The sequence below is a fragment of the Limnohabitans sp. 2KL-17 genome, from assembly GCF_003063415.1.
Taxonomy (GTDB): domain Bacteria; phylum Pseudomonadota; class Gammaproteobacteria; order Burkholderiales; family Burkholderiaceae_C; genus Limnohabitans_A.
In genome coordinates this window covers 13,010-36,699 of sequence record NZ_NESK01000020.1, presented here as the reverse complement: position 1 = coordinate 36,699, position 23,690 = coordinate 13,010, and the positions used below count along the sequence as shown (strand labels likewise).

The following is a 23,690-nucleotide window of genomic DNA, read 5'->3' as shown; positions in this document are numbered from 1 at the left end:
CTTGACCTTCAATTGATGGCATAAAGTGCAGGGCTGAGTTCACGATGCGGGATTTCACACAGGAGTCCACCGTTGATCCACAGATGGCCCACAAGTTGTTCAGGAAGATATTAAATCTGCTGTGAATAACATGTGGATAAAGCCGTGTTGCAAAGCAGCAACGACCTGCCAAACGTGTTTTTGGGGCTGTGCGCGTGGGCCAATTTGCCTACAATGAAGACCCAACTATCGCAGTTGCCATAGATTGTTGGTTCAGGGCGCGTCTCCACCAGACGCGCCCTTTTTTCTTTTACGGATCCTTGATCCACAAATACTTGCAGACGTTGTTTGATGAATCACATCAGAAATTTTTCGATCATTGCCCACATTGACCACGGTAAATCCACGCTTGCCGATCGCTTGATTCAATGGTGTGGTGGTCTTGAAGCAAGAGACATGGAAGCCCAGGTCCTGGACTCGATGGACATCGAGAAAGAGCGCGGCATCACCATCAAGGCTCAAACCGCAGCACTTCAGTACAAAGCCAAGGACGGACAGGTTTACAACCTCAATCTCATCGACACGCCAGGCCATGTGGACTTCTCATACGAAGTCTCGCGGTCGTTGTCAGCATGCGAAGGCGCCTTGCTGGTGGTGGATGCCAGCCAGGGAGTCGAGGCACAGACGGTGGCCAATTGCTACACCGCACTCGAGTTGGGTGTCGAGGTGGTTCCCGTTCTGAACAAAATGGATTTGCCCAACGCCGATCCGGACAATGCCCGCAGCGAGATCGAGGACGTGATCGGCATTGACGCCACCGACGCCATTCCGTGCTCGGCCAAAACTGGCATGGGCATTGAAGAAATTCTCGAAGCCGTGGTGGCCCGCATCCCCCCGCCCAAAGGCAATCCCGATGGGCCATTGCGCGCCATGATCGTTGACAGCTGGTTTGATACCTATGTCGGCGTGGTGATGCTGGTGCGCGTGGTCGATGGGCAGTTGCTCAAAGGCGAGCGCATCAAGATGATGGCCAGCAACGCTGTCTATGAAGCGGGCAGCCTGGGTGTGTTCACCCCCGCCAACCAGCCGCGCGAATCGCTCAAGGCTGGCGAGGTGGGTTACATCATTGCGGGCATCAAGGAGTTGCAGGCCGCCAAGGTGGGCGACACCGTGACACTGGAAAAGAAGCTGCCCAACAACCAGGGCCCTGCGACGCAAGCTTTGCCGGGTTTCAAGGAAATCCAGCCACAGGTGTTTGCCGGGCTTTATCCGACCGAAGCCAACCAATACGATGCCCTGCGCGATGCCCTGGAAAAACTCAAGCTCAACGATGCATCACTGCATTACGAACCCGAAGTGTCGCAAGCGCTGGGCTTTGGTTTTCGCTGCGGCTTCCTCGGATTGCTTCACATGGAAATCGTGCAGGAACGTCTCGAGCGCGAATTCGACCAGGACTTGATCACCACAGCCCCCAGCGTGGTTTACCAAGTGGTGAAGCCTGATGGTGAAGTCGTGATGGTCGAGAACCCCTCCAAAATGCCTGACCAGGGCAAGGTGCAGGAGATCCGTGAGCCGATCGTCACGGTGCATCTGTACATGCCACAAGACTATGTCGGGCCCGTCATGACCCTGGCCAACCTGAAACGTGGCGTGCAACTGAACATGGCCTATCACGGCCGACAGGTCATGCTGACCTATGAAATGCCCTTGGGCGAAATCGTGCTTGATTTTTTTGACAAACTCAAATCGGTCAGTCGGGGCTATGCCTCCATGGACTACGAGTTCAAGGAGTTCCGGGCATCGGACGTGGTGAAGGTCGACATTTTGCTCAATGGCGAGAAGGTCGATGCGCTGTCCATCATCGTGCACCGCACCCAGTCCCAGTACCGCGGCAGGGCGGTTGTAGCCAAGATGCGCGAAATCATCAGCCGCCAGATGTTCGATGTGGCCATTCAGGCGGCCATTGGGGCCAACATCATTGCCCGTGAAAGTATCAAGGCCTTGCGCAAGAACGTGCTGGCCAAGTGTTACGGTGGCGATATTTCACGCAAACGCAAACTGCTTGAAAAGCAGAAAGCGGGTAAAAAGCGGATGAAACAAATTGGTTCGGTCGAGGTGCCCCAAGAGGCGTTCTTGGCCATTTTGCAGGTGGAAGATTGATGCAGTTCTTGACGTCTTTGATGTTGGCCGCCTTTGTGGGATACGCCGGGTCCTGGTACCTGGGTTTCATCGAGGGCAACTTCGCCTTGCTCTTGCTTTTGGCCACGGTCATCACGGGTATTTATTGGCTGGCTGAGCGTTTTGTTTTCTTGCCGCAGCGCCAAAGAGCGGTGGATCGGCTGGAGGCCGAGACAGCGCAGCGCAGCGCCGGATTGGCCAAAATGGGCATTGAAAAAGTCGACACTAACCTCCAGGAGAGCCGTGAAAAGCTGCTGATGCAGCCTTGGTGGCTGGACTGGACTGCAGGACTGTTCCCGGTCATCGTGGTGGTGTTCATCTTGCGCTCTTTTTTATTCGAGCCCTTCAAGATCCCTTCTGGTTCGATGATCCCGACGCTCCACATTGGGGATTTGATTTTGGTGAACAAATTCCACTACGGCATTCGCTTGCCTGTGGCCAACACCAAGCTGACTGAAGGCGCTGCCGTTCAGCGCGGTGACGTGATGGTGTTCCGTTATCCGCCCAAGCCCAGTGTGGACTACATCAAACGCGTGGTCGGCGTGCCCGGCGACGAGGTCGCATACCTGAACAAGCGGCTGAGCATCAATGGCAAGCCAGTGAGCACCCAAGCCTTGCCCGATTTCTTTGACGAGTCGACCATGCGCTATTTCAAGCACAGCAGTGAAACGCTGGGGGTCAGGCCGCACCAAACCATTCAGGACGATGAACGCCCCGCTTTCATACCGGGTGCCGACACCTTTGCGGGTCGTGAAAATTGCAATTACACCGTTGAAGGCGTGACCTGCAAAGTCCCTGCTGGGCATTACTTCATGATGGGCGACAACCGCGACAACTCGCTCGATTCGCGTTACTGGGGTTTTGTGCCCGATGCCAACATTGTGGGCAAAGCCTTTTTTGTTTGGATGAACTTTGGCAACATCAAGCGCATCGGCGCTTTTGATTGAGGTGACTGTGGCGACCTCCTCTGCATTGTCCGAATTGCAAATCCGCTTGGGCTATGCCTTTCGCCAGGCTGGCTTGCTGCAGCAAGCGGTCACCCACCGCAGCTTCAGTTCGGACCACAACGAGCGCCTTGAATTTCTCGGTGATTCGGTGCTCAACCTGTCTGTGGCGCACATGCTCTATGCCCAATTGTCCAGCTTGCCTGAAGGCGACTTGTCGCGGGTGCGGGCCAATCTGGTCAAGCAAGACACTTTGCACCAATTGGCCAAAACGCTGGATTTGTCTGCCGTGATGCGCCTGGGTGAAGGCGAAATGCGCTCCGGAGGCCAAAGCCGCCCCTCGATTTTGGCCGATGCACTGGAGGCCATCATCGGCGCCGTGTATCTGGATGGCGGCTACCAGGATGCGCAAGCACTGGTTGAGCGTTTGTTCCAAAAAGTGGACATCAAACCCGACATGCAGGCAGCGGGAAAAGACCCCAAGACCGAGTTGCAAGAGTGGCTTCAGGGGCGCAAGTTCGCGTTGCCCAAATACACCGTGGTGGCCACCTCCGGGGCAGCGCACCGGCAGCAATTTGAAGTCTCCTGCGAGGTCACCGAATTGCGCCAAACCCAACAAGGCTCGGGCGCATCGCGTCGTGCGGCTGAACAAGCAGCGGCAGCCGCCTTACTGCAGATCCTGAAATCCGAAAGCCCAGCATGAGTTCCGATAAAAAACCTGTTGCACCTGAACGCACCGCTGCCGAGCAACAGATGCGCCGTCCCGTTCAAATTGCGGGGGTGACCATTCAGCCGCGCGATGCCTCCGAAGATGTCGCCTTGCCCGCTGTGGCTGCACCTGCGCCCGTGCCCGTGATCGGTCAACACTGCGGCCTGGTGGCCATCGTGGGCAAGCCCAACGTCGGCAAGTCGACTTTGCTGAACGCCCTGGTGGGCCAGAAAATCAGCATCACCTCGCGCAAGGCGCAAACCACGCGCCACCGCATCACGGGCATTCGCACCCAGGGCGTATCGCAGTATGTTTTTGTGGACACGCCAGGGTTCCAGACCATCCATGGCACCGCCCTCAACAAGTCACTCAACAAAACCGTGGTGGGTGCCGTCAGTGACGTCGACCTGGTGCTGTTCGTGGTCGAGGCCGGCAGCTTTACCACGGCCGATGCCAAGGTGCTGGCACTTTTGAAACCCGGTATTCCGGTCTTGCTGGTGGCCAACAAACTGGACAACGTGCACCGACGCGGCGACATCGCACCGTGGCTGCGCGAGATGCAAGAGCGCCACGCCTTCAATGAATTTGTGCCCATGTCGGCCAAGCAGCCCAAAGACATTGAGCGCCTGCTGGGCATTTGCGAAAAATACCTGCCCGAGCAAGCCTGGTGGCACGCCGAAGACGAATTGACCGACCGCAGCGAGAAGTTTCTGGCCAGTGAGATGGTGCGCGAAAAATTGTTCCGTTTGACCGGCGATGAGTTGCCCTACACCTCCACCGTGGTGATCGACAAGTTCGAGGAAGAACCGGGCCGCACGGCCAAACGCATGCTGCGCATTGCGGCAACCATCGTGGTCGAGCGTGAAGGCCACAAAGCCATGGTGATTGGTGACAAGGGTGAGAAGCTCAAGCGTATTGGCACCGAGACACGCATGGAGCTGGAAAAGTTGCTGGACGCCAAGGTGTTCATTGAACTGTGGGTCAAAGTCCGCTCGGGTTGGGCCGATGACGAAGCGCGTGTGCGCAGCTTCGGGTACGAGTAACTTTCAGCGCCAATGGCCACCAAGCGGATTGCTGACGAGCCAGCCTATGTGCTGCACCGCTACGACTGGAGTGAGACCAGCCTGATTTTGGAGGTGTTCACCCGCCACCATGGTCGGGTGGCGTTGGTGGCCAAGGGGGCGAAACGGCCGACTTCCAGCTTTCGCCCCGTGCTGCTGCCATTGCAACCCCTGTCACTGGCATTTGGTGGCGATGGTGACATTCGCACCCTCAAGTCCGCTGAGTGGGTGGGTGGGCATGTCATGCCCACGGGCGAGGCACTGTTGTCGGGTTACTACCTCAACGAGTTGCTGATGCGTCTGACGGCGCGAGACGATCCCCACCCGCAGGTGTTTGATGTGTACGCAGCTGCAGTGCGCTTGCTGGCCAGTGGCGACCCTGATGCCTTGCAATGGGCTTTGCGGGGGTTTGAACTGCTGTTGCTCAAAGAGATGGGCTTGCTGCCTGCATTGGATCTGCAGACCCTGACCGTCAAGCCCTTGTCTGCCAACGACTGTTATGTTTTGCTGCCTGAGGCGGGACTGCAATGGGTGAATGACGACACGCGCAATGCCTTGCGAGGCGAGCAATGGCAGTCGCTGCAAGCTGCGCTGGCTGCCCCCAAGCCGCTGGCAGCCTTGCTGAGTGAATGTGCCGATCTTCTGGTTCAGCTGCAACGCCCCTTGCGCCTGTTGCTCAACTACCATTGTGGTGTGGGTGCCCTGCGCACCCGACAAATGATGCTGGACTTGCAAACCTTATGAACACCCTCATGCCCACATCTTCCCAACGTGTTGCCCTTTCGGTCAACGTTAACAAAGTCGCGCTGTTGCGCAATTCACGGCACTTGGGCATTCCCACCGTGATCCGCGCCGCCGAGCTGTGCCTGCAAGCGGGTGCCCACGGCATCACCATCCATCCGCGCCCTGATGAGCGCCACATCCGCGCCAGCGATGTGCCGCAGTTGCATGCCCTGATGAAAGCCTGGCCTGAGCGCGAGTTCAACATCGAAGGCAACCCCTTTCACAACCTGATGGACCACGTGCGCGCAGTGCGCCCACACCAGGTGACCTTTGTGCCCGACAGCGAAGGCCAGTTCACCAGCGACCACGGCTGGACTTTCCCCAAAGACGCTGAGCGTCTGAAGCCCTTGATTGCCGAATGCAAAAGCCTGGGCGTCCGTGTGAGCCTGTTCATGGACCCGATCCCAGAGCAAATGGCCGCAGTCCGCGCTGTCGGTGCCGACCGGGTGGAGCTTTACACCGAGCCGTATGCGGCCACTTGGGGGGCGCCAGAAAATGCGATCCAGTTGCAGCGCTATGCCGATGCCGCAGCAGCAGCCGTGCAGGCCGGCTTGGGCGTGAACGCCGGACACGACCTGAACCTCGACAACTTGCCCGCCTTTGTGGCCGCCGTCAAGGGCCTGCAGGAAGTCTCGATCGGCCACGCCTTCATGGCCGATGCCCTCGAGACGGGCTACGCTGCGACAGTCAAAGCGTATTTGAACGCTCTGGCCCCTTGATGAAGGCGCCCGCATGATCTACGGCATTGGCACCGATATTTGCGACATCCGCCGTATCCGGGCCAGTCTGGATCGGCATGGTGAACGCTTTGCGGCCAAAGTCTTGAGTGATGGCGAAATGGCCAACTGGAAATCCCGCAGTGCGCGCTGGCCCGAGCGTGGCGTGCGTTACCTGGCCACCCGCTTTTCGGCCAAGGAGGCCTTCAGCAAAGCCATTGGACTGGGTATGCGCATGCCCATGACCTGGCGCCTGTGCGAAATTGGCAAACTGCCCAGCGGCCAGCCCGTGATCGTCCTGCATGGTGAACTGAAAAAATGGTTTGAAGCCAAAAATCTCAGTGCCCACATCACCGTCACCGACGAGAGCGAATATGCGGCGAGTTTTTGTGTCGTCGAAACCAGGGCGCCGCTCCCTGTGCAAACCAGCCCCAACCCTTGATTTGTTGTTGTTCACCCCGAACTGTAGAGAAATAACATGAGCATTCACGCCCCCCTGATTCTGGACATTGAAGGCATCTCTCTGAATGCCGATGACCGCCGCCGCCTGGCCCATCCCTTGACAGGCGGCATGATTTTGTTTGGCCGCAACTGGCAAAATCGCGCCCAACTGACCGACTTGTGTGCCGAGGTCAAAAGCATCCGCGCTGATCTGTTGATCGCTGTGGACCATGAAGGTGGCCGCGTGCAGCGTTTTCGCACCGATGGCTTCACCCACTTGCCACCCATGCGCGCCCTGGGCGAACTCTGGGCACAAGATGCCCAAGGCCAGCCCGGTTCGGGTGTGCTCAAGGCCTGTGAGGCAGCCACGTCAGCCGGCTTTGTGCTGGGCAGCGAGTTGCGTGCTTGCGGGGTGGATTTCAGCTTCACACCGGTGTTGGACCTCGATCATGGCGAGAGTGGTGTCATTGGTGACCGCGCCTTCGCCCGCGACCCGCGCGTGGTCAGTCTTTTGGCGCGCAGCCTGATGCACGGCTTGCTGCAAGCGGGCATGGGCAACTGCGGCAAGCATTTCCCCGGGCATGGCGCCGTCAAGGCCGATTCGCATGTGGCGCTGCCCGTGGACAAACGTGGCCTCAAAACCATCTTGGCCGACGACGCGCAGCCCTACCGTTGGCTGGGCAGCGTGCTCACAGCCGTCATGCCCGCCCATGTCATCTACAGCAAGGTGGACAGCCGCCCAGCGGGGTTCTCGCCACGATGGCTGCAGGACATCCTGCGCAGACAACTGGGCTTTCAGGGCGTGGTTTTCACCGACGACTTGTCGATGGCCGCTGCGCGCCAAATGGACGGGCGCACGCTCAGTTACGCCGAAGCCGTGATCACCGCCTTGGAGGCCGGGTGTGACCTGGCGCTTTTGTGCAACCGCTCTGCCGTGAATGACGGGACTGAACTGGACGAAGTACTCGATGCCTTGGCAGAGGCCCAGCTCAAGGGACACTGGATGCCCAGCGAAATCAGCGAAGAGCGCCGTTTGAACCTCTTGCCCCGATCCCCCGCCCGTCCCTGGGACGAGTTGGTGCGCTCAAGCGACTATATGCAGGCACTCGACCGCCTGCCTTGAACTGAACAGGACCCACGAATGAACTGGTTTGCACGCATTGTCATGGGCCTGCTGGGGCTTGTCTTTCTGGCCGTGCTGCTGGGCGCTCTGGGCCTGTACACCGTGTTTGCCACCCTTCGCTGGCTGCTGACCGGACGCAAGCCCCAAGTGGTGCTGGTCTGGCAGCAGTTCAGTGCGCTGCGCAAGGGCGCACGCTGGGGCGCCCGGCCAGGCTTTGAGTCCGGTTTCGAGCCGCCGCGCCAGGATGACATCGTCGACGTTGAAGTGCGCGAGGTGGTGGAAGACCCGCCCCGTTTGCCGCCCCGGCAACAGGGCTGAAGCCGCAAGCCAGAAAAAACCCGGCAATGGCCGGGTTTTTTGTGGGTGCTGTGCGTTGCTCAGCCTTGAATATGGCGCAGCGCCGGGAACAAGATCACGTCGCGGATGCTGGGGCTGTCGGTCAGCAGCATCATCAGGCGGTCAATGCCGATGCCACAGCCACCTGCGGGCGGCATGCCGTATTCGAGCGCACGCACAAAATCGTGGTCGTAGTACATGGCTTCGTCGTCGCCATCGTCCTTGGCGGCCACCTGGGCATGGAAGCGGGCGGCCTGGTCTTCGGCGTCGTTCAATTCACTGAAGCCGTTGCCGAACTCGCGTCCGGTGATGTAGAGCTCAAAGCGCTCGGTCACTTCAGGCCGTGTGTCGTTGGCGCGCGCCAGGGGTGAAATTTCGGTAGGGTGCTCCATGATGAAGGTCGGCTCCCAGAGCTTGTCTTCCACGGTTTCCTCGAAATAAAACACCTGCAGACTGGCCAGGCTGCGGGTGGACAGTTTGTCCTTGGCTTCGCTCATGCCCAGCTTTTTCAGCGCATTGCGCAGCCACTCGGCGTTGTCCACGTTTTCACCCGCCTCGGTGTGTTTGAGGATGGCCTCGCGGATGGTCAAGCGCGTGAAAGGCTTGTTCAGGTCTACCGGTTTGCCGTTGTAGCTCAGGTCGAGCGTGCCTGCGGCAATCATGGCGGCGTCACGGATCAGGCTTTCCGTGAAGGTCATCAGGTCCTGGTAATTCCAGTAAGCCGCGTAGAACTCCATCATGGTGAACTCGGGGTTGTGGCGCACCGAGATGCCTTCGTTGCGAAAGTTTCGGTTGATCTCGAACACGCGTTCAAACCCCCCCACCAGCAAACGCTTGAGGTACAGCTCAGGGGCAATGCGCAAAAACATTTCTTGTTCCAGCGCATTGTGGTGAGTCACAAAGGGCTTGGCGTTGGCACCACCGGGAATCGGGTGCAGCATGGGCGTTTCGACTTCCAGGAAGCCGTGCTTGACCATGAACTCACGGATGCCACTGACGGCTTTGCTGCGGGCCATGAAGCGCTTGCGTGCGGTTTCGTCGGTCATCAGGTCCACGTAGCGCTGGCGGTACTTCACTTCCTGGTCGGCCACACCGTGGAATTTGTCGGGCATCGGCCTCAGGCTCTTGGTCAGCATGCGGATCGAGGTGGCATGGATCGACAACTCGCCAGTGCGGGTTTTGAACAAATGGCCCTCGACACCCACGATGTCGCCCAGATCCCAGTGTTTGAACAAGGCATACAGGTCTTCGCCCACATCGTCGCGGGTGACATAAACCTGGATGCGTCCTGTGACATCTTGCAGTGTGGCAAAGCTGGCCTTGCCCATCACACGCTTGAGCATCATGCGGCCAGCCACTTTGGCGGGGGTTTTGGCCACGCCTTCGCCGTTCAGGGTTTCAGCGGTTTTTTCGCCATGGGCCTGGTGCAGATTGGCGGCGTGGTGATCGGGCTTGAAGTCGTTGGGAAAGGCCACGCCTTTGCCCTCAGTCTGCGCCTGGCGCATGGCTTTGAGCTTTTCGCGGCGCTCTGCGATCAGTTGGTTTTCATCCTGGGGCGCAGGGGTTTGCGCGGCAGAGGCAGAGGCAGTCGTGTCAGACATGGCGAGGTGCTGTTGGGGTCGGGCTCGGTGGGCCGCCCGATCCGGGGTTGTAAAGGGGCGCGAACGCGCAAAGCCTTTTATTTTAAGAGTTTGCGGGCGGTTTCTGGCCCTCATTGCCGCCAGAAGTGGCCGAAGGCGCCGATTCCACCATATCGCCCACCAATTCCAGGCGCATCAGGGGCTCTTGCAGCGTGAAAAGTCGGTATTTCATGGCCAGAGGCAGGGGCAGCAGTTCGCACCAGCGGTCAGACAACCAGGCGCAGTCGTTCAAGGCCCATGGCTGAGGCCAGTGGGGCACCACGCTGTCTTGCGCGCTCAAGGTGTCCAGTGCCGACTGGATCTGCGAGGCCAAATACTGCAAATGCTCGGGTACAGGCAAGACTGGCTCAACAAGCAAGTCTTCAACCTGTCCGAGCCACAGACCGTCGCTGCGTTGGTGTTTGCCGAGAATGCGAAAACGTCCAAGGCCTCGGCACCACACCAGCACCACACCGGGACGGGGCCGCTCGATGCGCTCAATCGCCACCCGGGTTCCAATGGGCTCAAATTGCTCGACCGCATCACCGGGGCGATGAACTTCACGGCCTTGGGTCAGCGTCACCACGCCAAACCCGGTCCCCAGGCGCTCACATTCGCCAATCATTTGCAAGTAGCGCAGCTCGAACAATTGCAAGGGCAGCAAGGCCCCGGTGAAAAGCACGGTGCCCAGCGGAAACAGAGGTAATTCCGTCTGTGCAGGAGGAAAAGGATCGTCGTTTTCAGGCATCTGGGTATCATCGCACGATAAGGAGAATTCAATGGTGTATCAGATGGTCAGTATGGTGTTGGAGGTGGTGGCGGGCTTGATCGCGGGCACCTGTCTGTTGCGCTTTTTGATGCAATGGCAACGCATTTCATTCCATCAGCCTCTGGGGCAGTTTGTTTTTGCCGTGACCGACTGGTTGTTGTTGCCGTTGCGACGTGCCATACCCCCATGGTCTGCCTGGGATCTGTCCAGTCTGGTCGGTGCATTCCTGATCAAGCTGGTGCAGTATTCGTTGCTCTTGCTCGTGGCGGGTGGGCAGGGGTCATGGGTCCTGTTGCCGCTGGTCAGTCTGGTGGGCTTGGGCCAGTTGGTGGTCTCCGCGCTGAGCGCCTTGGTACTGGTCTTGGCGGTCATGTCCTGGGTCAACCCAGGCTCGCCCATGTACGCTCTTACAAGCCGGCTTTGCGAGCCTTTTTTGCGCCCGTTTCAGCGCGTGATTCCCTCGATTGGCGGGGTCGATCTGTCACCCTTGGCGCTGCTGCTGGTCTTGCAGATCTTGGGCATGCTGATGTCGGGGCTGCAAATGGGCTGGACGCATTGAAGCTGCAAGATGTCACCATGAAAAAGGCCCTCCGAAGAGGGCCTTTTTCATGGGTGGTCAGAGGGAAAAATCAGCTCACCGCATCGGCGGGCTGGCGCTGCAGCATAGCCAGGGTGCTGGCGATGGTTTTGCGCAGTTCACGCCGGTCACAAATCAGATCCACCGCGCCCTTGGTTTGCAGAAACTCTGCGCGCTGAAAGCCTTCGGGCAAGGTCACGCGCACGGTGCTTTCAATCACGCGGGGACCCGCAAAACCGATCAGGGCTTTGGGCTCTGCCATGACCACGTCGCCCAGGAAGGCAAACCCTGCTGAAACGCCTCCCATGGTCGGGTCGGTCAGTACGCTGATGTAGGGCAGGCCCTTTTTGGCCAGGCGGGTCAGTGCGGCATTGGTCTTGGCCATCTGCATGAGTGACAGCAGGCCTTCCTGCATGCGGGCGCCGCCGGTGGCTGTGAAGCAAACAAAAGGCACTTTTTGTTCGATGGCTGTTTCGACGCCACGCACAAAGCGTTCCCCTACAACGGAGCCCATGGAGCCGCCCATGAAGTCAAACTCGAAGCAGGCCACCACCAAGGGGATGCTGTGCACCGCACCCCCCATGACGACCAGGGCGTCTGTTTCGCCCGTGTTGTTCATGGCTTCCTTCAGGCGCTCGGGGTATTTGCGGCTGTCCTTGAACTTCAGGGCGTCCACGGGCACGACTTCCTGACCGATTTCGTAGCGACCTTCGCCATCCAGGAAGCCATTCAGGCGAGCGCGAGCACCGATGCGCAGATGGTGCGCGCAGCCGGGGCAGACATTTTGGTTTTCTTCGAGATCGGTCTTGTACAACACGGTCTCGCAGCTGGGGCATTTGACCCACAAGCCTTCTGGAACCGAGCGGCGGTCGGCCGGATCGGTGTGCTGGATCTTGGGGGGAAGCAGTTTTTCTAGCCAACTCATGAGGGTTCTCCTTCAACGGCGGATTATCGTTGAAACGACGAAAGGGTCATTGCACCAATAAAGGTGGCCAGAACAAGCATGGGCGCTGGCCTTTTCAGTTCATGCATCCAGAGCTTGGCGAATGCCGCTCAAAAAATCAGCGGCCACGGCATTGACCTGGTCGGCCGGTGCCGCATCGATGAGCTGGATCAAACGGCTGCCCATCACCACCGCATCGGCCACTTTGCTGATGGCCTGGGCCGTTGCAGCATCGCGAATGCCAAAGCCCACGCCCACCGGGATGTGCACATGCTGGCGGATGCGCGGAAGCATGGCTTCGACTGCATCTGTGTCCAGTGTGCCGGAGCCTGTAACGCCCTTGAGGGACACGTAATAAACATAGCCGCTGGCCACCTGGGCCACTTGCTGCATGCGCTCGTCGGTGGAGGTCGGGGCCAGCAAAAAGATCAGGTCCATGCTGTGCTCGCGGAGTTTGGCGGCAAACGCCACGCACTCCTCAGGCGGGTAGTCCACGATCAGCACGCCATCGACACCGGCTGCCGCGGCATCGCGGATGAAGCTGTCGGTGCCGTGTTTCTGGTCGTAGCGTTCCACAGGGTTGGCGTAACCCATCAACACCACGGGTGTCGTGCTGTTGGTCTGGCGGAATTCGCGCACCATGGCCAGCACCTGAACGGTGCCAATGCCCAGGGCCAACGCTTTGTCGCCGGCTTTCTGGATGACCGGGCCATCGGCCGAAGGGTCTGAAAAGGGCACCCCCAGCTCAATGATGTCGGCCCCAGCCTGCGCCATGGCGTGCATCAAGGGCACGGTGGTGCCGGCTTGCGGAAAGCCCGCCGTCACATAAGGGATCAGGGCTTTTCGGCCTTGTGATTTCAGCTCGGCAAGGGTGGCATCGATACGGCTCATTGATGGACCCTCACTTCACGAAATTCACAGGCTGCTCAGCGCCCTTGACCGACTGGCCCTGGCAACTGGGTCGGCAGTAGAAGTCGGCATTGGACAAATCGGCCACGGTGCCAATGTCCTTGTCGCCGCGTCCGGACAGGTTGACCAAAATGGACTGGTCGGGGCGCATGGTCTTGGCCAGCTTCATGGCGTAGGCCACGGCGTGGCTGGATTCCAGGGCGGGAATGATGCCCTCGGTGCGGCACAGGTAATGAAAGGCTTCGAGCGCTTCCTTGTCGGTGATGCCCACGTACTCGGCGCGACCAATGTCTTTCAGGAAGGCATGTTCAGGGCCGACACCAGGGTAGTCCAGCCCAGCGCTCACGCTGTGCGTTTCGGTGATCTGGCCGTTGTCGTCTTGCAAAATATAGGTGCGGTTGCCGTGCAGCACGCCGGGTGTTCCCATTTGCAGTGAGGCGGAGTGTTTGCCCGTGTCCATGCCCTCGCCAGCCGCTTCCACGCCGATCAGCCGCGTTTTTTCGAAAGGGATGTAAGGGTGGAAGATGCCCATGGCATTGCTGCCGCCGCCCACGCAAGCGATGACGGCATCCGGCTGTTCTTCGGCCATCTTCAGGCTGTGCAGCATTTCAGGCATTTGCGTGAGGCATTCCTCGCCGATCACGCTCTGAAAATCGCGCACCATCATGGGGTAGGGGTGGGGGCCGGCCACGGTGCCGATGATGTAGAAAGTGTTGTCCACGTTGGCGACCCAGTCGCGCATGGCTTCGTTGAGAGCGTCTTTGAGAGTCTTGCTGCCTGACTCCACCGGCACCACGGTCGCGCCAAGCAGCTTCATGCGGTAGACATTGGGGCTTTGGCGTTTCACGTCTTCAGCGCCCATGTAGACCACGCATTCGAGTCCATAACGGGCGCAGATGGTGGCCGTGGCCACGCCGTGCTGGCCCGCACCGGTTTCGGCGATCACACGGGGCTTGCCCATGCGCTTGGCGAGCATGGCCTGGCCAATGGTGTTGTTGATCTTGTGCGCGCCGGTGTGGTTCAGGTCTTCGCGCTTGAGAAAAATTTGCGCACCACCCATTTCACGGCTCATGCGGGCAGCGTGATAAATCGGTGAAGGACGGCCCACAAAATGCGCCAGCTCTGACTTGAATTCGGCGATGAATTCCGGGTCGTGCTGGTATTTGGCGTAAGTGGCCTTCAGCTCATTGATGGCGTGGGTCAGGGTTTCGCTGACGAAACTGCCACCGTAAATGCCGAAATGGCCCTTGGCGTCGGGTTGTTGGTAGTCGAACATGGCGTGTATTGGCGGAATTGAATCCGGAAAATTTCAAAGGAGGTCAGCATCGGCGGCGCGGACTGCCGCAACAAATTGCTGTATTTTTTGGGCATCTTTCAGGCCTTTTTCAGCCTCAATGCCAGAGCTCACGTCAACGGCCAGAGACCGGCCGTGCGTTCGCAGAGCCCGAATGCCATCGGCCACGTTTGCAGGTGTGAGTCCACCAGACAAAACGAGGTGAGCATTGACGTTTGGTGGCAGCAGTGACCAATTGAATGTTTTCCCGCCTCCGCCGTATCCGTCGACATGGGCGTCGAGCAAGATGGCTTGGGCTTGATTGTGGAGATGCCCAAATTTTACCAAGTCGAATTGGGCTACTTCGGTCAGGGGGATTCGGGCCGCCTTTAGATGTGGGCGGCCAGTGGCCTGGCTCATGGCCTCGCAAAATTCGGGGGCTTCGTCGCCATGAAACTGGATCAAGGCGCCAGGTACAGCCGCGCAAGCGGCCTGAATGCGTTCGGCCGTGTCGTTGACAAACAGCAACACTGGTGTCACAAAGGCGGGCAGCAAGCGGGCCAGCTCGGCGGCGCGGTCGATGCTGACATGGCGCGGGCTGGGCGGGTACAGCACAAAGCCTATGGCATCGGCCCCAGCGGCAGCCGCGGCCAGCACGTCGGCTTCTCGGGTGAAGCCGCACATTTTGATGCGTGTGCGTTGCTGGGGGGCATTGGCAAAAAGGGTGTTTGGCTGAGTCATGGCAACCAATCAAAAGCGGGGGTGGTGTCAGGCAAGCCCCACTCGGGGCTGTAAATCGGCCCGGCAAAGTACAGGCCATCGGGCGAAAAAGTGGGCGCAGCCGCATCGCGGTTTTTGGCCTCAAGCACTTCGCGCATCCAGTCCGGGCTCTGTTGTCCCTGACCAATGCTGACCATGCAACCCATGATGTTGCGGATCATGTGGTGCAAAAAGGCATTGCCTTCAAATTCAAACCGCCAGTAAGCGCCATGCCTTGAGATGCGGATGTGCCGCAGCGTCTTGATGGGTGACAAGGCCTGGCAACTGCTGGCCCGAAAAGAGCTGAAGTCTTGCTCACCCAGCAAGTGCTCGCTGGCTTGGCGCATGGGCGCTTCGGCCAGGGGGCGATAGACCCAGCCCACACGGCCCGTCTCCAGGCTGGGGCGAACGACCGAGTCCAGCACGATGTAGACATAACGCCGCCCTGTGGCGCTGGCGCGGCAATGGAAACTGTCGGATACATATTGGGACCATTGCACGGCAATGTCGTGAGGCAAATACCGGTTGGTGCCGCGTACCCACGAAGCCAGTTCGCGTTCGAGTGGGGTGTCAAAGTGCACCACTTGCATCAGGCCGTGTACGCCCGCATCGGTGCGCCCCGCACACAAAGTGCTGACCCGGGGTACATCGCAAAATTGAGCCAGGGCTTTTTCGAGCTTGTCCTGAACGGTCAGACCGGAGCTCTGGCTTTGCCAGCCTTGGTAGGCCGTGCCCGAGTAGCTGACGCCCAATGCGAGTCTCACGAGTTCGGACCCCTTGGGTTGGAGGCCTGAGGGGCTTCCTTGGACTCGGATTCAGGTGTAGGTGCGGGTGTCAGATTCAGGTCGAGGTTTGCAAACTGAGGCGGCAGGCCTGAGGGTAAAGGGGTTAAGGTGGGGGCTTTGGCCTGGCTGCTGGTCGGTCCAAACAAACTTTCATGGGGATCAGGGCGGCGCCTGACCACCCAGACCCAAGCGGCCATGCCTGCCAAAAGGGCCATCACCCACGCCCAGATGGATGGGTTGCTGGTGAACTGATCCAGCAAGGACCTGGGTGCCGATTCTGCGACGGCCTTGGGCAGGCTCGGTGTCAGGGCCGATGGATCGGAGGAACTTGTTGTTGACAAACCGCTTGCGGCCGCCAAAGACTTCAATGCTTCCAGGTTCTTTTTCAGTGCGGTCAGTTGTTCTGTCTTGTCCTGGATCTCGCGCTCCACTGCCAGTCGCGCTTCGGCGCTGTCGACTGTGACTTCGCGTTTGCTCAGGGTCAATTTGTCTTGTGCGTTTTGTGGCTGTTTAGGGGCCTGCAGTTCGCCGACCTTTCCAGTCATTTCGCGGGTTGCAGTGGCAGAAGCCTTCATCGGAGTCTGGGCCAAGCGCCTGGCGTAGGCCGCAAAGTCGATGGTTTGCGCGATCACGGTTTGACGGGCTTCTTCGGCCGGCACTTGTGCCGCTTCTTGCGCGTTCGGCAGTTGCACTTGCACGCCCTCGCGCAAGAGATTCACATTGCCTTCAATGAAGGCTTCCGGGTTGGCACGGACCATGGCCAGCAGCATTTGGTCCAGGGAGACACCTGCTGGCATTTTGCGCAAAACCAGTCGGGATGCGGTGTCGCCGGGCCGGACGGTGATGGCTTCTTCAACGTTTTTGCCTTTGGTGTCGGTCTCAGCCAACGCGACCGAAGCCAAGGCTTTGGGTGACACCACGGGCGCAATAAGCGTTTCATCACCCTTTACTTTCTCAGCAGAGGCTTTGGTAGGCCGCAAAGGCGAGACCAGCAGTGTGTAATTCATGGCCAAGCGGCCAGCAGGCCATTGCGCCTCCACGATCACATCCAGAAAATTGTCGTTCACGGGCGTTTGCCCGATCAGCGCTACATAGGGCTTGCCATCTCCACGAAACTCCAGACGTGCCTGCAAGCCATTCAGGGCCTGAGGAAATGCTATGCCGGCTTGTTCAAAGCTGGCGGGTTCGGCCAATTGAACCTTGAGTTTGCGAAGGTCTTCGACCTTGTAGTTCGTGATCTCGATGGCCGCCCGAAGTGGCTGGCCCAAGCCCGATTCCACCGAAAATTGGCCCAGGGTCAGAGCCTTTGCGGACATGCTGGCGCAGGCCCACACCGCAGCCACGGTCCAGTTCTTAGCGAGCTGATGGCTGCGGTTGGGCACGGGCATGAGCTGCATTTCTTTTCAGGGTGTGACCGTTGGGTTCTGTTGCCGCAGGGGCATCAGGCGTCCAGCAAAATGCGCAACATGCGGCGCAGCGGCTCGGCTGCGCCCCACAAAAGCTGGTCACCCACGGTGAATGCGCCCACGTATTCAGGGCCCATGGCCAGCTTGCGCACTCGGCCCACCGGAATGGTCATGGTGCCAGTCACGGCCACAGGGGTCAAATCCTTGACGGTGGCTTCACGGGTGTTGGGCACCACTTTGACCCACCCGTTGTCTGCGGCGATCATGGCTTCGATGTCGGCCACGGGCACGTCTTTTTTCAGCTTGAAGGTCAGGGCCTGGCTGTGGCAGCGCATCGCGCCAATACGTACGCAAAAACCGTCAACGGGAATGGACGCAAGGTTGAAGCCTTCGCCTAAACCCAGAATCTTGTTGGTTTCGGCCATGCCCTTCCACTCTTCCTTGGATGTGCCCCATCCGGGCTCGTCCCGGTTTTTGCCGATACCCAGGTCTTTGTCGATCCATGGGATCAGCGAGCCACCCAATGGCGCGCCAAAGTTGGCAGTCTCAGCCGCAGTGAGGGCGCGCTGTTTGGCGACCACCATGCGGTCGATTTCCAGAATGGCACTTTTGGGGTCGTCCAGCAGGGCTTTGACTTCGGCGTGCAGTGTGCCGTATTGGGTCAGCAGTTCGCGCATGTGTTGCGCGCCACCACCCGAAGCCGCTTGGTAAGTCTGGGTACTCATCCACTCGACCAGGCCGGCTTTGTACAAAGCGCCCACGCCCATCAGCATGCACGAGACGGTGCAATTGCCGCCCACCCAGTTGTTGCCACCGTGGGCTAGGGCGTTCTTGATCACGGGCATGTTGACCGGATCGAGAATAATGACTGCGTCTTTTTCCATGCGCAGGGTCGAGGCCGCATCGATCCAGTGGCCATGCCATCCTGCAGCGCGCAGTTTGGGGAAGACGTCCGATGTGTAGTCGCCGCCCTGGGCAGTGATGATGATGTCGCAGCGCATGAGCTGCTCGATGTTGAATGCGTCCTGCAACGTGGTTTCGTTCTTGGCCATTGCCGGGGCTTTGCCGCCCGCATTCGATGTGGAAAAGAACAATGGCTCGATCAGGTCAAAGTCTTTTTCCTGAGTCATGCGGTCCATCAACACTGAGCCGACCATGCCGCGCCAGCCGACCAAACCTACTAACTTGCTCATTTCAACGCCCTTTCAATTTTTAAAACAGTGTTCGACCTGACTGTTTGCCCGGCTCGTCTGGCCGGGGGGGGGCGCACGACGAACCAGGCTGATTAGCCCTTAATGGTCGTGGTTTTTGTGGAAGTTGCACGCGCGCCAGCAACTGCCTTGGCGGCAACAGCAAAGTTCAGGGAGAACAGGCGGGCGTGAAACATGAACGAAATTGTAATGGATGCAAGCTGAGCCCAGCCTGACAGCATGAGAGAGGGGTCAGCCGAGCGCTTTCACCACCGCTTCACCCATCTGCGCGGTGCCCACCTTGGTGGTGCCTTCGCTCCAGATGTCGCCAGTGCGCAAACCCTGTGCCAGTACTTTTTGCACAGCCGCTTCAATGCGCTGGGCCGCTTCGGGTTGGTTCAGGCTGAAACGCAGCATCATGGCAGCGCTCAGGATGGTGGCCAGAGGGTTGGCCACGCCTTTGCCAGCGATGTCGGGGGCACTGCCGTGGCTGGGCTCATACAAACCCTGGTTTTTCGTGTTCAGGCTGGCCGAAGGCAGCATGCCGATGGAGCCTGTCAGCATGGAGGCTTCGTCGGAAAGGATGTCGCCGAACATGTTGCCGGTGACCACCACGTCAAAGCGTTTGGGTTCCTTGACCAACTGCATAGCGGCGTTGTCCACATACATGTGGTCCAGGGCAATGTCGGGGTACTCTTTGCCGACTTCTGTGACCACGTCTTTCCAGAACTGGAAAGTCTCGAGCACGTTGGCCTTGTCCACGCTGGTCACGCGACCTTCTTTGTCTGCGGCTTTGCGTTTGCGGGCAGCCTGAAAAGCCACATGGGCAATGCGCTCGATCTCGGGCTTGCTGTAGCGCATGGTGTCAAAGGCTTCTTCGGCACCGGGGAAGTGGCCATCGGTGGCGGTGCGTCGCCCGCGTGGCTGGCCGAAATAGATATCGCCCGTCAGCTCGCGGATGATCAGGATGTCCAGACCCGAGATCAATTCAGGCTTGAGGCTGGACGCGCCGACCAGCTGCTCGTAGCAGATGGCCGGGCGGAAGTTGGCGAACAGGCCCATGTGCTTACGCAATCCCAAAATGGCTTGCTCGGGTCGAAGGGGCCGGTCAAGGGTGTCGTATTTCCAGTCACCCACGGCGCCAAACAGCACCGCGTCTGATGCCATTGCCAGCTTGAGGGTCGCTTCGGGCAGGGGGTGCCCAAACGCATCAAAGGCGGCACCACCGACCAGCGCGGTTTCCATCTCGAACTTGAGGTCGAGAACGTTCAGGACTTTGACGGCTTCGGCAACGATTTCGGTGCCGATGCCATCACCGGGGAGGACTGCTATTTTCATGGGGTATTTCGCAAAAGTGTTCAGGGTTTCAAGCGTGTATCGCCGTGTGGGCGAGCCAGGGCTTGGTGGCCAGGCGCTCAGCCTCAAAAGCCTTGATCTTGTCGGCATGCCGCAGGGTCAAGCCAATGTCGTCCAGACCGTTGATCAGGCAGTACTTGCGGAAGGCTTGAACTTCGAACGGAATTTCTTCGCCTTGGGGTTTGATGACCACTTGGCGTTCCAGGTCCACTGTGAGCTGGTAGCCGGGGAAGGCAGCGACTTCGTCGAACAACTGGCTGACCACGGATTCGGGCAGCACGATGGGCAGCAGGCCGTTTTTGAAGCAGTTGTTGAAAAATATATCGGCAAAGCTGGGCGCGATCACGGCACGAAAGCCGTATTGGTCGATGGCCCAGGGGGCATGCTCACGCGAGGAGCCACAGCCAAAATTTTTGCGGGCCAGCAAAATGCGTGCGCCTTCATAGCGTGGATGGTTCAGCACGAAGTCGGGGTTGGGCTTTCGGCTGTTCGGGTCCTGGCCGGGAAATCCCACATCCAGATAGCGCCATTCGTCGAACAGGTTGGGCCCAAAGCCCGTCTTGCGGATCGACTTGAGGAATTGCTTGGGAATGATGGCGTCGGTGTCCACATTGGCGCGGTCCATCGGGGCCACCAGGCCTTTGAGAAGGGTGAATTTATGCATGGTGATTATTTGGCTGATTTTTCGATGGCTGAACCGGCTTTTCCAATGTCCTGGCCAATACCGCGAACAGTATTGCAGCCTGACAGGGCCATCAGGCTCAAGGCGACCAACAGGCACGAGATGGTTTTCATGAAAAGTCTCCAGTGAATCAGGCGAATTGACGGATGTCTATGAAGTGACCATGCACCGCAGCGGCTGCGGCCATGGCGGGGCTGACCAGGTGGGTGCGCCCACCCGCACCTTGACGGCCTTCGAAGTTGCGGTTCGAAGTCGATGCGCAGCGCTCGCCAGGTTCCAGGCGGTCGGCGTTCATGGCCAGACACATGGAGCAACCAGGCTCACGCCACTCGAAGCCTGCGGCCTTGAAAATCTCGTGCAGGCCTTCGCGCTCAGCTTGCTCTTTGACCAAACCGGAGCCGGGCACCACCATGGCCAGCTTGACGTTTTTGGCGACCTTTTGCCCCAGCTTTTTTACGATCGCAGCGGCTTCGCGCATGTCTTCGATGCGGCTGTTTGTGCAAGAGCCGATGAAAACCTTGTCAACGGTGATGTCGGACAAGGCCTTGCCAGGCTGCAAACCCATGTAGGTCAGTGCGCGCTCAATGGCATCGCGCTTCACGTCGTCCTTTTCCTTGTCTGGGTCGGGTGTGTGGCCATCGATGCCCAGCACCATTTCGGGCGAGGTGCCCCAGGTGACTTGCGGCACGATCTGGCTGGCATCGAGCTCGATCGTGGCATCAAAGTGGGCACCGATATCAGATTGCAGGGTCTTCCAGTAGGCCGCGGCTTGGTCCCATTCCACGCCACCCACAAACTGGCCGGTTTTTGGATCAGTCCCCGGCGAAAGCAGGCGTCCTCTGACGTATTCAATGGTCTTGTCGTCCACTGCCACCAGGCCTGCGCGCGCACCGCCCTCGATGGCCATGTTGCAGACCGTCATGCGGCCTTCCATGCTGAGGGCTCGGATGGCTGAACCTGCAAATTCGATGGTGTAACCGGTACCGCCCGCCGTGCCGATTTTGCCAATGATGGCCAGCACGATGTCTTTGCCCGTGAGACCTTTGGCCAGGGTGCCCTCGACCTTGATGAGCATATTTTTGGCTTTTTTGGCCAGCAGGGTTTGCGTGGCCATGACGTGCTCGACTTCCGAGGTGCCGATGCCGTGGGCCAGTGCGCCGAATGCGCCGTGCGTCGAGGTGTGTGAATCGCCGCAAACCACGGTCATGCCGGGCAGGGTGGCGCCATTTTCAGGGCCAATGACGTGCACGATGCCCTGCCGTTTGGACAGGAAAGGAAAGAACGCGGCGGAGCCGTATTCCTTCATGTTCGCATCCAGTGTGGTGATTTGCTCTTTGCTGACGGGGTCGGTGATGCCGTCGTAACCCAACTCCCAGCCAGTGGTGGGGGTGTTGTGGTCTGCGGTGGCCACGATAGAGCTGATGCGCCAGACTTTGCGGCCGGCTTGGCGCAGGCCTTCAAAGGCTTGGGGGCTGGTGACTTCGTGCACCAGATGGCGGTCGATGTAGAGGACGGCTGTGCCGTCTTCTTCGGTGTGGACGACGTGTTCGTCCCAGATCTTGTCGTAAAGCGTACGGGCCATGGTGCTTCCTTCAGTGCAGCTCGTCATTTTATGCGGATCCCAGGGCTTGTTTGTCACCCTGGCTCGTGACCTCTTAAGCTTTGAGGGACTTGTGGTGGCAGCGCCGTGGCCCACAAGGCCTCATCAGTCGCTTCGCGCCAGCAAATCGGCCTTCCGTGCTGCGGCACTGACACCACAAGGTGGCTCTGAACAAGATGAAACCATGAAAAAAGCCCGCACGGGGCGGGCTTTGGGGGCGGGTGTGAACCGGATCAACGCTGAACGTCGCGGCGTGGTGAGCCGACGAACAACTGGCGTGGACGGCCAATTTTGTACTCGGGGTCGCTGATCATTTCGTTCAGTTGGGCAATCCAGCCGACGGTGCGGGCCAGCGCGAAGATGCCTGTGAACAAATTGACCGGAATGCCAATGGCACGTTGCACGATGCCGGAGTAGAAATCGACGTTGGGGTAGAGCTTGCGGCTGACGAAGTACTCGTCTTCCAGGGCGATTCTTTCCAGCTCTTTGGCCAACTTGAACAGCGGGTCGTTTTCCAGGCCCAGTTCTTTCAGGACTTCATCGCAAGTTTCCTGCATCAACTTGGCGCGGGGATCGTAGTTTTTGTAAACCCGGTGACCGAAACCCATCAGCTTGACGCCGGAGTTCTTGTCTTTCACCTGGCTCATGAATTCGCCGACCTTGGAGACGCCGCCCATTTTCTGGATGTCTTCCAGCATATTCAGGCAGGCTTCGTTGGCACCACCGTGGGCTGGGCCCCACAAACAGGCTACTCCGGCTGCGATGGCCGCAAACGGGTTGGTGCCGGAAGAGCCGCACAGGCGCACGGTGGAGGTTGAGGCGTTTTGCTCGTGGTCAGCATGCAAGATGAAGATGCGGTCCATGGCGCGTTCAAGCACAGGGTTGACCTTGTACTCTTCGCAGGGTGTGCCGAACATCATGCGCAGGAAATTGCCCGCGTAGGACAGTTCATTGCGGGGGTACATGAAAGGCTGGCCAACGCCGTATTTGTAAGCCATGGACACCAGGGTCGGCATCTTGGCGATCAGTCGGATCGCAGCGATGTGGCGGTGTTCCGGGTTGTTGATGTCGGTGCTGTCATGGTAGAAGGCCGACAGGGCGCCTACCAGGCCAGTCAAGACAGCCATGGGGTGAGCGTCACGTCGGAAGCCGCGCAGGAAAAACTGCATCTGCTCATTGACCATGGTGTGGTTGTTCACCAGCTTGTGGAAATCCTTGCTTTGCTGACCCACAGGCAGTTCGCCATTCAGCAGCAAATAGCAAGTATCCAGGTAGTCGGCCTTGTTGGCCAATTGCTCGATGGGGTAGCCGCGGTACAGCAGTTCGCCCTTGTCACCATCGATGTAGGTGATGGCGGACTGGCAGGAAGCTGTGGACAGGAAGCCCGGGTCGTAGGTGAACATGCCGCTTTGGGCATACAACTTGCGAATATCGATCACGTCGGGCCCGATGTTGCCCGAGTAAACGGGCATCTCGATGCTGGGGCTGCCATCGGAGAATGACAGGGTGGCTTTGTTCTCAGCGAGTTTCATGGTGGGTTTCCTCAGTAATT

The 23,690-nt window shown here is 59.0% G+C and carries 24 protein-coding genes; 10 read left to right on the top strand and 14 right to left on the bottom strand.

The window, feature by feature from the left end; genetic code table 11:
• The first annotated feature begins 330 nt into the window (after positions 1-330).
• Genes lepA through B9Z45_RS11230 form a run of 9 tightly spaced genes read left to right on the top strand, consistent with a single transcriptional unit; the run spans position 331 to position 8,252 of the window.
• Entirely contained in the window at positions 331-2,139 is a 1,809-nt protein-coding gene (gene lepA / locus B9Z45_RS11270) for a translation elongation factor 4 (protein WP_108407321.1), read from the top strand.
• Positions 2,139-3,104, top strand: a complete 966-nt coding sequence (gene lepB / locus B9Z45_RS11265) for a signal peptidase I (protein ID WP_108407320.1) — start codon at positions 2,139-2,141, stop codon at positions 3,102-3,104. Before lepA ends, lepB begins: the two co-directional genes overlap by 1 nt.
• A 7-nt stretch (positions 3,105-3,111) precedes the next feature.
• Positions 3,112-3,804: a ribonuclease III gene (rnc, locus tag B9Z45_RS11260; protein ID WP_370445835.1), complete on the top strand. Its 693-nt coding sequence runs from the start codon at positions 3,112-3,114 to the stop codon at positions 3,802-3,804.
• Positions 3,801-4,853, top strand: coding sequence for a GTPase Era (gene era, locus B9Z45_RS11255; protein ID WP_108407319.1), 1,053 nt, complete (start codon positions 3,801-3,803; stop codon positions 4,851-4,853). The genes rnc and era overlap by 4 nt, the downstream gene beginning before the upstream one ends.
• Positions 4,854-4,865: 12 nt before the next feature.
• Positions 4,866-5,615 (top strand): DNA repair protein RecO, encoded by a 750-nt coding sequence (gene recO, locus B9Z45_RS11250; RefSeq protein ID WP_108407318.1) that lies wholly within the window; start codon positions 4,866-4,868, stop codon positions 5,613-5,615.
• Between the two features lie 8 nt (positions 5,616-5,623).
• Positions 5,624-6,373: a pyridoxine 5'-phosphate synthase gene (locus B9Z45_RS11245; protein WP_370445834.1), complete on the top strand. Its 750-nt coding sequence runs from the start codon at positions 5,624-5,626 to the stop codon at positions 6,371-6,373.
• Between the two features lie 13 nt (positions 6,374-6,386).
• The gene (gene acpS / locus B9Z45_RS11240) at positions 6,387-6,812 is read left to right on the top strand and encodes a holo-ACP synthase (RefSeq protein ID WP_108407316.1); all 426 of its coding nucleotides are present in this window, start codon (positions 6,387-6,389) and stop codon (positions 6,810-6,812) included.
• A gap of 36 nt (positions 6,813-6,848) precedes the next feature.
• A complete protein-coding gene (gene nagZ / locus B9Z45_RS11235) occupies positions 6,849-7,934 on the top strand; it encodes a beta-N-acetylhexosaminidase (RefSeq protein ID WP_108407315.1) in 1,086 nt (361 codons plus the stop codon).
• Between the two features lie 18 nt (positions 7,935-7,952).
• Positions 7,953-8,252, top strand: a complete 300-nt coding sequence (locus B9Z45_RS11230) for a hypothetical protein (RefSeq protein ID WP_108407314.1) — start codon at positions 7,953-7,955, stop codon at positions 8,250-8,252.
• A 59-nt stretch (positions 8,253-8,311) separates the two neighbouring features.
• Here B9Z45_RS11230 and lysS read toward each other — a convergent pair whose 3' ends face one another.
• Both lysS and B9Z45_RS11220 read right to left on the bottom strand, forming a co-directional pair.
• Positions 8,312-9,871, bottom strand: a complete 1,560-nt coding sequence (gene lysS, locus B9Z45_RS11225; protein ID WP_108407313.1) for a lysine--tRNA ligase — start codon at positions 9,869-9,871, stop codon at positions 8,312-8,314.
• A gap of 82 nt (positions 9,872-9,953) precedes the next feature.
• Complete coding sequence (locus B9Z45_RS11220) at positions 9,954-10,637, bottom strand: LON peptidase substrate-binding domain-containing protein (RefSeq protein WP_108407312.1); 684 nt, start codon at positions 10,635-10,637, stop codon at positions 9,954-9,956.
• Between the two features lie 31 nt (positions 10,638-10,668).
• On the opposite strand from B9Z45_RS11220, the gene B9Z45_RS11215 reads away from it, so the two are divergent.
• Positions 10,669-11,217, top strand: a complete 549-nt coding sequence (locus B9Z45_RS11215; protein WP_108407311.1) for a YggT family protein — start codon at positions 10,669-10,671, stop codon at positions 11,215-11,217.
• 70 nt (positions 11,218-11,287) lie between these two features.
• Here the strand turns inward: B9Z45_RS11215 and accD are convergent, their stop codons facing one another.
• The 12 genes from accD to gltA form a co-directional block, all read right to left on the bottom strand.
• Positions 11,288-12,160 carry an acetyl-CoA carboxylase, carboxyltransferase subunit beta gene (accD, locus tag B9Z45_RS11210; RefSeq protein ID WP_108407310.1) on the bottom strand — a complete coding sequence of 291 codons (873 nt, stop codon included), beginning with the start codon at positions 12,158-12,160 and terminating at the stop codon, positions 11,288-11,290.
• Positions 12,161-12,259: 99 nt separating this feature from the next.
• A complete protein-coding gene (trpA, locus tag B9Z45_RS11205) occupies positions 12,260-13,069 on the bottom strand; it encodes a tryptophan synthase subunit alpha (protein ID WP_108407309.1) in 810 nt (269 codons plus the stop codon).
• 10 nt (positions 13,070-13,079) lie between these two features.
• Entirely contained in the window at positions 13,080-14,363 is a 1,284-nt protein-coding gene (gene trpB / locus B9Z45_RS11200; RefSeq protein WP_108407308.1) for a tryptophan synthase subunit beta, read from the bottom strand.
• A 33-nt stretch (positions 14,364-14,396) separates the two neighbouring features.
• A complete protein-coding gene (locus tag B9Z45_RS11195; protein ID WP_108407307.1) occupies positions 14,397-15,101 on the bottom strand; it encodes a phosphoribosylanthranilate isomerase in 705 nt (234 codons plus the stop codon).
• Positions 15,098-15,883, bottom strand: coding sequence for a tRNA pseudouridine(38-40) synthase TruA (gene truA / locus B9Z45_RS11190; RefSeq protein ID WP_108407306.1), 786 nt, complete (start codon positions 15,881-15,883; stop codon positions 15,098-15,100). Before truA ends, B9Z45_RS11195 begins: the two co-directional genes overlap by 4 nt.
• Positions 15,880-17,292, bottom strand: coding sequence for a FimV family protein (locus B9Z45_RS11185; RefSeq protein ID WP_158270417.1), 1,413 nt, complete (start codon positions 17,290-17,292; stop codon positions 15,880-15,882). Before B9Z45_RS11185 ends, truA begins: the two co-directional genes overlap by 4 nt.
• 53 nt (positions 17,293-17,345) lie before the next feature.
• Entirely contained in the window at positions 17,346-18,503 is a 1,158-nt protein-coding gene (gene asd / locus B9Z45_RS11180) for an aspartate-semialdehyde dehydrogenase (protein ID WP_108407304.1), read from the bottom strand.
• A 249-nt stretch (positions 18,504-18,752) separates the two neighbouring features.
• Positions 18,753-19,838 (bottom strand): 3-isopropylmalate dehydrogenase, encoded by a 1,086-nt coding sequence (gene leuB, locus B9Z45_RS11175; RefSeq protein WP_108407303.1) that lies wholly within the window; start codon positions 19,836-19,838, stop codon positions 18,753-18,755.
• 28 nt (positions 19,839-19,866) lie between these two features.
• Positions 19,867-20,520: a 3-isopropylmalate dehydratase small subunit gene (gene leuD / locus B9Z45_RS11170; RefSeq protein WP_108407302.1), complete on the bottom strand. Its 654-nt coding sequence runs from the start codon at positions 20,518-20,520 to the stop codon at positions 19,867-19,869.
• Positions 20,521-20,525: 5 nt separating this feature from the next.
• On the bottom strand, positions 20,526-20,651 hold the full coding sequence (locus B9Z45_RS11165) for an entericidin A/B family lipoprotein (protein WP_108407301.1): 126 nt from the start codon (positions 20,649-20,651) through the stop codon (positions 20,526-20,528).
• A gap of 17 nt (positions 20,652-20,668) precedes the next feature.
• Positions 20,669-22,120 (bottom strand): 3-isopropylmalate dehydratase large subunit, encoded by a 1,452-nt coding sequence (gene leuC / locus B9Z45_RS11160; protein WP_108407300.1) that lies wholly within the window; start codon positions 22,118-22,120, stop codon positions 20,669-20,671.
• A gap of 251 nt (positions 22,121-22,371) precedes the next feature.
• Positions 22,372-23,670, bottom strand: a complete 1,299-nt coding sequence (gene gltA, locus B9Z45_RS11155) for a citrate synthase (RefSeq protein ID WP_108407299.1) — start codon at positions 23,668-23,670, stop codon at positions 22,372-22,374.
• Positions 23,671-23,690: the final 20 nt, after the last annotated feature.

Bases quoted from the DNA above. Each gene is read 5' to 3' on its own strand.
- lepA (WP_108407321.1), top strand. From the start codon at position 331: ATGAATCACATCAGAAATTTTTCGATCATTGCCCACATTGACCACGGT.
- lepB (WP_108407320.1), top strand. From the start codon at position 2,139: ATGCAGTTCTTGACGTCTTTGATGTTGGCCGCCTTTGTGGGATACGCC.
- era (WP_108407319.1), top strand. From the start codon at position 3,801: ATGAGTTCCGATAAAAAACCTGTTGCACCTGAACGCACCGCTGCCGAG.
- recO (WP_108407318.1), top strand. From the start codon at position 4,866: ATGGCCACCAAGCGGATTGCTGACGAGCCAGCCTATGTGCTGCACCGC.
- B9Z45_RS11245 (WP_370445834.1), top strand. From the start codon at position 5,624: ATGCCCACATCTTCCCAACGTGTTGCCCTTTCGGTCAACGTTAACAAA.
- acpS (WP_108407316.1), top strand. From the start codon at position 6,387: ATGATCTACGGCATTGGCACCGATATTTGCGACATCCGCCGTATCCGG.
- nagZ (WP_108407315.1), top strand. From the start codon at position 6,849: ATGAGCATTCACGCCCCCCTGATTCTGGACATTGAAGGCATCTCTCTG.
- B9Z45_RS11230 (WP_108407314.1), top strand. From the start codon at position 7,953: ATGAACTGGTTTGCACGCATTGTCATGGGCCTGCTGGGGCTTGTCTTT.
- lysS (WP_108407313.1), bottom strand. From the start codon at position 9,871: ATGTCTGACACGACTGCCTCTGCCTCTGCCGCGCAAACCCCTGCGCCC.
- B9Z45_RS11220 (WP_108407312.1), bottom strand. From the start codon at position 10,637: ATGCCTGAAAACGACGATCCTTTTCCTCCTGCACAGACGGAATTACCT.
- B9Z45_RS11215 (WP_108407311.1), top strand. From the start codon at position 10,669: ATGGTGTATCAGATGGTCAGTATGGTGTTGGAGGTGGTGGCGGGCTTG.
- accD (WP_108407310.1), bottom strand. From the start codon at position 12,160: ATGAGTTGGCTAGAAAAACTGCTTCCCCCCAAGATCCAGCACACCGAT.
- trpA (WP_108407309.1), bottom strand. From the start codon at position 13,069: ATGAGCCGTATCGATGCCACCCTTGCCGAGCTGAAATCACAAGGCCGA.
- trpB (WP_108407308.1), bottom strand. From the start codon at position 14,363: ATGTTCGACTACCAACAACCCGACGCCAAGGGCCATTTCGGCATTTAC.
- B9Z45_RS11195 (WP_108407307.1), bottom strand. From the start codon at position 15,101: ATGACTCAGCCAAACACCCTTTTTGCCAATGCCCCCCAGCAACGCACA.
- B9Z45_RS11185 (WP_158270417.1), bottom strand. From the start codon at position 17,292: ATGCCCGTGCCCAACCGCAGCCATCAGCTCGCTAAGAACTGGACCGTG.
- asd (WP_108407304.1), bottom strand. From the start codon at position 18,503: ATGAGCAAGTTAGTAGGTTTGGTCGGCTGGCGCGGCATGGTCGGCTCA.
- leuB (WP_108407303.1), bottom strand. From the start codon at position 19,838: ATGAAAATAGCAGTCCTCCCCGGTGATGGCATCGGCACCGAAATCGTT.
- leuD (WP_108407302.1), bottom strand. From the start codon at position 20,520: ATGCATAAATTCACCCTTCTCAAAGGCCTGGTGGCCCCGATGGACCGC.
- B9Z45_RS11165 (WP_108407301.1), bottom strand. From the start codon at position 20,651: ATGAAAACCATCTCGTGCCTGTTGGTCGCCTTGAGCCTGATGGCCCTG.
- leuC (WP_108407300.1), bottom strand. From the start codon at position 22,120: ATGGCCCGTACGCTTTACGACAAGATCTGGGACGAACACGTCGTCCAC.
- gltA (WP_108407299.1), bottom strand. From the start codon at position 23,670: ATGAAACTCGCTGAGAACAAAGCCACCCTGTCATTCTCCGATGGCAGC.